The organism is Amycolatopsis pithecellobii (assembly GCF_009707865.1).
Lineage (GTDB): Bacteria > Actinomycetota > Actinomycetes > Mycobacteriales > Pseudonocardiaceae > Amycolatopsis_E > Amycolatopsis_E pithecellobii.
Map to the genome: position 1 here is coordinate 63,453 of NZ_WMBA01000041.1, position 8,053 is coordinate 71,505.

8 protein-coding genes are annotated in these 8,053 nt (G+C 68.3%); 1 reads left to right on the forward strand and 7 read right to left on the reverse strand.

Annotated features, from left to right (window positions below; translation table 11 throughout):
• Positions 1-36: 36 nt before the first annotated feature.
• From GKO32_RS23870 to GKO32_RS23890, 5 genes are read right to left on the reverse strand one after another with little or no spacing between them, the layout of a single operon-like run.
• On the reverse strand, positions 37-540 hold the full coding sequence (locus GKO32_RS23870; RefSeq protein ID WP_154759120.1) for an OsmC family protein: 504 nt from the start codon (positions 538-540) through the stop codon (positions 37-39).
• A complete protein-coding gene (hisC, locus tag GKO32_RS40245; protein WP_154759121.1) occupies positions 501-2,333 on the reverse strand; it encodes a histidinol-phosphate transaminase in 1,833 nt (610 codons plus the stop codon). Before hisC ends, GKO32_RS23870 begins: the two co-directional genes overlap by 40 nt.
• A complete protein-coding gene (locus GKO32_RS23880; protein ID WP_154759122.1) occupies positions 2,333-2,656 on the reverse strand; it encodes a biotin/lipoyl-containing protein in 324 nt (107 codons plus the stop codon). Before GKO32_RS23880 ends, hisC begins: the two co-directional genes overlap by 1 nt.
• Complete coding sequence (locus GKO32_RS23885) at positions 2,649-3,638, reverse strand: alpha-ketoacid dehydrogenase subunit beta (protein WP_154759123.1); 990 nt, start codon at positions 3,636-3,638, stop codon at positions 2,649-2,651. The genes GKO32_RS23880 and GKO32_RS23885 overlap by 8 nt, the downstream gene beginning before the upstream one ends.
• Entirely contained in the window at positions 3,631-4,593 is a 963-nt protein-coding gene (locus GKO32_RS23890) for a thiamine pyrophosphate-dependent enzyme (RefSeq protein WP_166459705.1), read from the reverse strand. Before GKO32_RS23890 ends, GKO32_RS23885 begins: the two co-directional genes overlap by 8 nt.
• Positions 4,594-4,787: 194 nt before the next feature.
• On the opposite strand from GKO32_RS23890, the gene valS reads away from it, so the two are divergent.
• On the forward strand, positions 4,788-7,331 hold the full coding sequence (valS, locus tag GKO32_RS23895) for a valine--tRNA ligase (protein ID WP_312868449.1): 2,544 nt from the start codon (positions 4,788-4,790) through the stop codon (positions 7,329-7,331).
• Positions 7,332-7,340: 9 nt separating this feature from the next.
• Here valS and GKO32_RS23900 read toward each other — a convergent pair whose 3' ends face one another.
• Entirely contained in the window at positions 7,341-7,817 is a 477-nt protein-coding gene (locus GKO32_RS23900; RefSeq protein WP_154759124.1) for a helix-turn-helix transcriptional regulator, read from the reverse strand.
• A 112-nt stretch (positions 7,818-7,929) separates the two neighbouring features.
• The gene (locus GKO32_RS40615; protein WP_376765995.1) at positions 7,930-8,049 is read right to left on the reverse strand and encodes a DUF4387 family protein; all 120 of its coding nucleotides are present in this window, start codon (positions 8,047-8,049) and stop codon (positions 7,930-7,932) included.
• Positions 8,050-8,053: the final 4 nt, after the last annotated feature.

Sequence of the window (8,053 nt, forward strand, 5' to 3'; positions counted from 1 at the left end):
GCGGAGGCGGCCTTCGCAGGGGGTGGGCCGCCTCCGCTACCCGAAGTCCGCGCTGATTTCCGTCGCGTTGCGCAGCGTCTGGAGCACCACGCAGTACCGTTCCGTCAGCTTTTCGAGCGTCGCGAGCCGGTCGGCGTCGGCGTCGGTGTCCAGCTCGAAGGACAGGCGGATCGCACGGAAACCCACCGGGGCGAGCCGGTCGACGCCGAGCGTGCCACGGAAGTCCAGGTCACCCTCGGCGCGGACGGTGCCACCGCGCAGCCGGATGCCGAGCGAGGTCGCGACCGCGCGCAGCGTGACTCCCGCACAGGCGACGAGCGCGTCCAGCAGCATGTCGCCCGAGCAAGCCAGCGTGCCGTCACCGCCGGCTGCCGGGTGCAGACCCGCCTCGACCAGCGCCTGCCCCGTGCGCACCTTGCACGAGACGCCGGTCGCGGACAGGTCGGCCTCGGCTTTCATGGTGACCACGGCGCTGTCCGGGGATTCCCGATACCGGTCTTTCAGAGGCGCTTGTAACGCCCGCAGTTCTGTGCCGTCCATGCAGCCAGCATGACCGTTGTCACCGGCTCGTCAACATTCCGCGCGGCGGCGAGGAAGAGGTCGTTCTCCTTCGGGTCGCCGACGGTCACCCGGCAACCTTCGCCGGCGAACGGCCGCACGAGCACACCCGATCGTCGGCAGGCCGCGGCGAACTCCGCCGTCGCGGCGCCCGTGGGCACCCACACGAAGTTGGCCTCGGTCTCCGGCACCGGCCAGCCCTGGCCGAGCAACGCGTCCCGCACGCGCGTGCGTTCCGCGACGACCGCGTCCACACGTTCCCGCATCGCGGCATGGCTGTGCAGTGATTCGATCGCCGCGAGCTGCGCGATCGTCGAAACCCCGAACGGCACCGCGCACTTCCGGATCGCCGCCGCGACCGGCGGGTGCGCGATAGCGAACCCGATCCGCAACCCGGCCAGCCCGTAGGCCTTCGAGAACGTCCGCAGCAGGCACAGATTCGGGTGTGCGGCAAGGAAATCCAGGCCGTTCACGGCTTCGGGATCACGGACGAACTCGACGTATGCCTCGTCCAGCACCACGAGCACGTCCTCGGGAACTCGCGTCAGCAACGCCGCGAACTCGTCCCGCCGGACAGCGGGACCCGTCGGGTTGTTGGGCGAGCACACGAGAACCAGGGTGGTGCGTGGGGTAACCGCTTCCGAAAGCGCTTTCAGGTCGAGACGGGCGTCCGCGTCGAGTGGTACTTCGACGACCGACGCACCCGCGATCCGGGTCGTGATCGGGTACGCCTCGAAGGACCGCCACGGGTAGACGACCTCGTCGCCCACGGACGCCACGGACTGCACGATCTGCTGCAGTACGCCGACGCTCCCGGTGCCGATCGCGAGGAAATCCGCGGGTACCGAAAGGAATTCCGCGAGTTGCCCGGTCAGCTCGGTAGCGGCGAGGTCAGGGTACCGGTGCAGGCTCGCCGCCGCGGCGGTCGCCCGTTCCAGCACCCCGGGCAGCGGCGGGAACGGGTTTTCGTTGCTGGACAACTTCACCAGCCCCGCGCCCGCCTTCCCCGGCACATAGGCGGGCACGTCGTCGAGCGCGGTACGGATGCGCGGATACACGTTACCAAGCCGACCTAAAGTAGGCCCACCTGCCCAACCGGCGGCCGGCCTGCGTTCGGCCGATCGCCGTGACTGCCGGTCGGCTTGGTAACCATCAGCACAGTATCTCCGGAAGAATTCGAGGGCGGCTTGTTTGAAGACGCGGCTGGAGACGGCGTTGAAATGGTGCCGGTTGCCGAGGGACACAAAGGGTTCAGGCGCCCCGGCCGCGAACTCGTCGGCGTCCCCGGTGGCGAACAACACCGGAACTTTCGCCGTACCCTCGATCCGGCTGCCCGCCATGCCGTCGATGCAGGCGCTCAGGTCCTCGCCGCCCAGTTTTTCCTGTACCCGCTCCAAGTCTTCCCGAGTGGCGGGCCGCAGGCCGATCCCGCCGAGCACCATCTTGTGCGTCCGCTCGGGCGGAAGCTGCCAGGCGACGAGTCCGCCCATGGAGTACGTAACGACGTCCACAGTGGACAAACCGGCGGCGTCGAGGACGGCGATCAGATCGCGGGCCAGGTTCTCTGGCGTGTACCCGCCGGCCGGTTTGCCGCTCTGCCCGTGGCCGCGCAGATCCACTGTCACGTAGCCGTGCTCAGCCAGTGCGCGAAGCCAGCCGGTGTCCGTCCAAGTGCGACGGCTGTCGGACGCGAAACCGTGTACCAGCAACACCGGTTGCGGGCCGGGCACGTGCTCGTACCAGATTTTGGTGCCATCTGCGGCGATCGCGAACATCAGTCCTCCGGCAAGGAAAGACGGACGCGGCGGGTCGGCTTCTTCTCGGCAGGCACGGTGCCGACGATGCCGGCCTGCTCGTCGTCGACAGCGAACGTGACCAGCGGTTCGCCGACCGACAGTTCACCGTCCTCGTCGACGTGCAGCCGCTGGACGCGACCGGACTGTGGTGACGGGACTTCCACCGCGGACTTCGTGGTCTCCACCTCCACCAGCGGGGTGTTGCGCTCGACCCAGTCGCCCTCGGCGACCAGCCACGTCAGCACCTTCGCGCTGATCAGGCCCTCGCCGAGATCGGGGAGCGGAAAGGTCACCTCAGCCATGGCGATACTCCAAAGTGGTCTGCACGGCGGTCAAGATCCGGTCGATGCTGGGCAGGTACTCGTCTTCGAGCGCGCCGGCCGGGTAGGGCACGTCGAACCCGGTGACGCGCTGGACGGGCGCTCGTAGCGCACCGAAGCAGCGTTCGGTGACCAAAGTGGACACTTCGGCGCCGAGACCCGCGGTCAACGGTGCCTCGTGCACGACCACGGCCCGCCGCGTGCGCGAGATGGACTCCGCGAGGCCGTCCGCGTCGATCGGCTTGAGCCAGCGCAGATCCAGCACTTCCAGCTCGACGCCGTCCTCGGCGGCCAGCTCCGCGACCTGCAGGCACCGAGCGACCATGGCACCCCACGCGATCAACGTCGCGTGCCTGCCCGCCCGCACGATCCGGCTGGTGCCAACGGGAGGCTGCTCGGCAGGCACCGCCGGGTCGAAGGATTCCTTGTGCCAGTAACGGGATTTCGGCTCCATGAAGATCACCGGGTCCGGATCGGCGATCGACTGACGCAGCAGGTGGTATCCCTCGCCCGGTGACGACGGTGAGACCACCTTGAGCCCTGGCACGTGCGCGAACAGCGCTTCCAGGCTTTCGCTGTGGTGCTCGGGCGCGCGGATGCCGCCGAAACTGGGCAGCCGCAAGGTGATTGGCATGGCGAGCACGCCGCGACTGCGGTAATGCATGCGCGCGACCTGGTTGACGATCTGGTCGATGGCCGGGTAGCTGAACCCGTCGAACTGGATTTCCGGCACCGGGCGCCAGCCCGCCATCGCGAGCCCGACGGCCATGCCCATGATGCCGGCCTCGGCGAGCGGGGTGTCGAACACACGCTGGTCCCCGAACTTGGCCTGCAACCCGTCGGTCACCCGGAACACGCCGCCGAGCCTGCCGACGTCCTGGCCGAAGATCAGCACCCGGTCGTCGTCCTCACAGGCGTGCCGCAGCGCGAGATTCAGCGCCTGCTGCAAGGAGAACTCAGGCATCAGCCGACTCCCGCCAGGCTCGCTGCTGCTCGAGCAGCGCTTTCGTCGGCTCGCGGTAGACGAACGAGAACAGCTCCTCACGCGGTCGATCGCCCAGCGCGGTCAGCCGTTCCCGAACCTGGCGGACGACCTCCGCGGCATGTGCCTCAGCCGCGGCAACCTCCACTGTGGACAGTTGCGCGCCGGCGCGAGCAACTGGATCCCGTTCGCTCCATGCCTGTTCCTCTTCCAGGGGCCGGTACCGCCCTGGATCGTCCGAAGTGGAGTGTGGCCCCATCCGGTAGGTCATCGCCTCGATCACCGTCGGCGGGCCGCCGTCACGTGCGCGTGCCACCGCCTCACGCGTCGCGTCGAAGACCGCGAGCACATCGTTGCCGTCGACCCGCACGCCCTCGATCCCGTACCCCGTGGCGCGCGCGGCGACGGATCCGCCCGCGACCTGCCGTTCGGTGGGGACCGAGATCGCCCAGCCGTTGTTCTGGCAGAAGAACACCACGGGCAGCCGGTAGACCGCCGCGAAGTTCATCGCCTCGTGCACGTCACCCTGCGAGCTGGCCCCATCACCGAAATACGTGAGCGCGACCCCGCCGGTGTCATCGAGCTTCGCGCCCATCGCCCAGCCGACCGCGTGCGTCACCGGTCCGCCGACGACCGCGTTGAACGGGGCGAGCCGTGACGCCCGCGGGTCGTACAGCCCGCCGTGCCAGATGTTCAGGTGGCTCGCGAGGTAGCCGGCCAGGTCGACCCCCATCGCGACGGCCGCGCCCAGGTCACGGTAGGTGGGGAAGGCGAAATCGCGGCCGAGGTCGAGTGCCGCCGCACTGCCGACCTGCGCCGCCTCCTGGCCCTTCATCGGCGCATAACCAGGCAGCACACCCTGGCGCTGTAAGGCGATCGCCTCCTCGTCGATCCGGCGCGCGACCAGCATGAGGCGGTGCAGCTCGCTGAGGTTCATGCAGAAAGACTGCTCGGAAGCCGATGCGACTGGCAACAGTGACCGGTTTCGCTGGCCAACCTGTCCGATCCGGTCAACGATCAGCCGTGATTGCTGGACAAGTTGCCTACCGGAAAAGTCGCTGGGCGCACCCCGTTAAGCTGTATGCATTCGAAGAACCAGGTGCTTTCGTAGTAGATGAGGTGGCATAGCGCGTGTCCGAGACCACGCCGAACGTGCCGGACCGGCCCGCGCTGGACGGTCTGGATGTCAAGTGGGCGGACCAGTGGGAGCAGACCGGGGTGTACCGGTTCCGCGCTCCTGGTACGCGAGCCGCGGTGTTCTCCATTGACACACCGCCGCCGACCGTCAGCGGTTCCCTGCACGTAGGCCACGTTTTCTCCTACACGCACACCGATATCGTCGCCCGGTTCCAGCGGATGCGCGGCAAGCAGGTGTTCTACCCGATGGGCTGGGACGACAACGGCCTGCCGACCGAGCGCCGGGTGCAGAACTACTACGGCGTCCGCTGTGAGCCGTCGCTGCCGTACGACCCGGATTTCGTCGCGCCGGAGCCGATCGTGAAGAAGGGCGAGCGGCCGGTTCAGAACATCTCGCGCCGTAACTTCATCGAGTTGTGCGAGCTGCTCACGGCCGAGGACGAGAAGGCGTTCGAGGCGACGTGGAAGCGGCTGGGCCTGTCGGTGGACTGGACGCGCACGTACACCACGATCGGCCGGCACGCGCAGCGTGTTTCACAGCGCGCGTTCCTGCGGCTGCTCGCGCGCAACGAGGCGTACCAGGCAGAGGCGCCGACGCTGTGGGATGTCGGGTTCCGAACCGCGGTCGCACAGGCGGAGCTGGAGGACCGCGAGTACGCCGGCGCCTGGCACCGGATCAGCTTCCACAAGCCGGATGGCGAGCCGGTGTACATCGAGACCACGCGCCCGGAGTTGCTGCCCGCGTGTGTCGCGCTGATCGCGCACCCGGATGACGAGCGGTACCAGAACCTGTTCGGCAAGACGGTCACCTCGCCGGTGTTCGGTGTCGAGGTGCCGGTGGTCGCCCACCCGGCGGCCGAGATGGACCGCGGCGCCGGGATCGCGATGTGCTGCACCTTCGGTGACCTGACCGACGTGCAGTGGTGGCGTGAGCTGAAACTGCCCACGCGCACGATCATCGGCCGCGACGGGCGGATTCTGGCCGACCCGCCGGTCGGGCTGGACGGCGAGCCCGGCCGCAAGGCTTACGCCGAACTCGTCGGTGCGACGGTGCACACCGCGCGTGAGCGGGTCGTCGGGATGCTGCGTGACAGCGGTGACCTCGACGGCGAGCCGAAGAAGACGGTGCGCCCGGTCAAGTTCTACGAGAAGGGTGACAAGCCGCTGGAGATCGTGTCCAGCAGGCAGTGGTTCATCAAGTCGATCGAGCACCAGGACGTGATGCTGGAGCGCGGTGCCGAGCTGCAGTGGCACCCGGCGTACATGAAGGCCCGTTACGACGACTGGGTCCGCGGTCTCAACGGTGACTGGCTGGTGAGCCGCCAGCGGTTCTTCGGCGTGCCGTTCCCGGTGTGGTACCCGCTGGACTCGGCGGGCGAGCCCGACTACTCGGCGCCGATCCTGCCGGACGAGGGCGCGTTGCCGATCGACCCGTCGTCGGATACCCCGGCGGGGTACGCCGCCGAGCAGCGCAACCAGCCCGGCGGCTTCACCGGTGACCCGGACATCATGGACACCTGGGCCACGTCTTCGCTCACCCCGCAGATCGCGTGCGGCTGGGAAGAGGACCCGGAGCTGTTCGCGCAGACGTTCCCGATGGACCTGCGCCCGCAGGCGCACGACATCATCCGCACCTGGCTTTTCGCCACCGTGCTGCGCGCGCAGCTGGAGAATGACTCGCTGCCGTGGTACCACGCGGCGCTCTCGGGCTGGATCCTCGATCCGGACCGCAAGAAGATGAGCAAGTCCAAGGGGAACGTCGTCACGCCGGTGGGGCTGCTGGAGGAGTTCAGTCCGGACGCGGTGCGGTACTGGGCCGCCAACGGCCGTCCCGGTACGGACACGGCGTTCGACCAGGGGCAGATGAAGATCGGCCGCCGGCTGGCGACGAAACTGTTGAATGCCAGCAAGTTCGCGCTGAGCTTCCCAGAGCCGGCCGCGGACGCGCGGATCACCGAGGCGCTCGACGAGGCGATGCTGTCCGCTTTGGACGATGTCGTCCGCGCGGCGACCGAGGCGCTGGAAGCGTTCGAGTACACCACCGCACTGGAGCGCATCGAACGGTTCTTCTGGTTCTTCTGCGACGACTACCTTGAGCTGATCAAACAGCGCGCGTATGACGAGGACGGTGGCGCTTCGACGCAGTCGGCCCGGCTCGCGTTGCGGAAAGCGCTTTCTTCGTTGCAGCGGCTGTTCGCGCCGTTCCTGCCCTACAGCACGGAAGAGGCGTGGTCGTGGTGGCACGACTCGTCGGTGCACACCGCCGAGTGGCCCGTGCCGTCGTCGGCCGACGCCGCTGACGCGGACGTGATCACCTTGGCCAGCACCGCGATCAGTGCGATCCGCAAGGCGAAGAGTGACGCGAAGCGCTCGATGCGGTCACCGGTCGAAACGGTGCGGATCGCCGGTCCGGCAGGTCAGGTCCAGACCTTGACCTCCATCGGCGGCGACCTCCGCGCCGCGGGCAATGTCGAAGCGCTGGAGTTCTCCCCGGACGGCGAGGAACTGCGGATCGAGGTTCTGCTCGCGGAGGTGTGACGAGCTGCGTCAGCGGACGAGCCCGTGCCGGAAGGCGAGCGCGACGGCGTTCGCCCTGGTGCGGGCGCCGAGCTTGCGGCTCGCGGAGTCCATCAGGGACCGCCCGGCGCCCGGGGTGACCGCGAGCCGCTGTGCGGTCGCTTCGAGCGTCATCCCGGCCGCCGCGCAGGAGAGCACCTCGATTTCCAAGGTCGTCAACCGCGGACCGCTGATCTTCGTGACAAGCCCGAGCAGTTCTGCCGGGTCCGGGGCCGTGCAGTTCAGCACGCCCCGGATACCGGCTGGAAGCGCTTTCAGCGGTCGGTCGGAGGGGCAGCAGACGAGAAACACGCCACTGACCACAGTGGACCCCGCGTCGGTCAGCACGATGTCCGCGCCCGCATCCGAACCCGCCCAGCGGAAGGACGAGCCGGCCGTCGCGAGCACGCGCGCGAACCGTTCGTGGTGAGCGCGGTCGCCAAGGTAGCTCACTCGAAGTCCGGTCATCGCGCGGACTTTAACGGCAGTGCCCGCCCCCGTTGATCATGAAACAGTCATCCGGGTGACCCCCGAATGGGTCGGACCAATCAGAATGAATCATCTGTCCACACTGGACAGATCAGGATGCCGGGGGTTCGGGTAGCCGCAGCTGCATCAGCGGGGCGTATTGCTGTCCGGCGTAGGTGTCGGATTCGCCGAGGTTTCCTTGCGGGGTCGGGCGGGGGAGGGAGACCTTGATGGCG

Coding starts and splice junctions, on each gene's coding strand:
- GKO32_RS23870 (WP_154759120.1), bottom strand. CDS start 540: ATGGACGGCACAGAACTGCGGGCGTTACAAGCGCCTCTGAAAGACCGG.
- hisC (WP_154759121.1), bottom strand. CDS start 2,333: ATGTTCGCGATCGCCGCAGATGGCACCAAAATCTGGTACGAGCACGTG.
- GKO32_RS23880 (WP_154759122.1), bottom strand. CDS start 2,656: ATGGCTGAGGTGACCTTTCCGCTCCCCGATCTCGGCGAGGGCCTGATC.
- GKO32_RS23885 (WP_154759123.1), bottom strand. CDS start 3,638: ATGCCTGAGTTCTCCTTGCAGCAGGCGCTGAATCTCGCGCTGCGGCAC.
- GKO32_RS23890 (WP_166459705.1), bottom strand. CDS start 4,593: ATGAACCTCAGCGAGCTGCACCGCCTCATGCTGGTCGCGCGCCGGATC.
- GKO32_RS23900 (WP_154759124.1), bottom strand. CDS start 7,817: ATGACCGGACTTCGAGTGAGCTACCTTGGCGACCGCGCTCACCACGAA.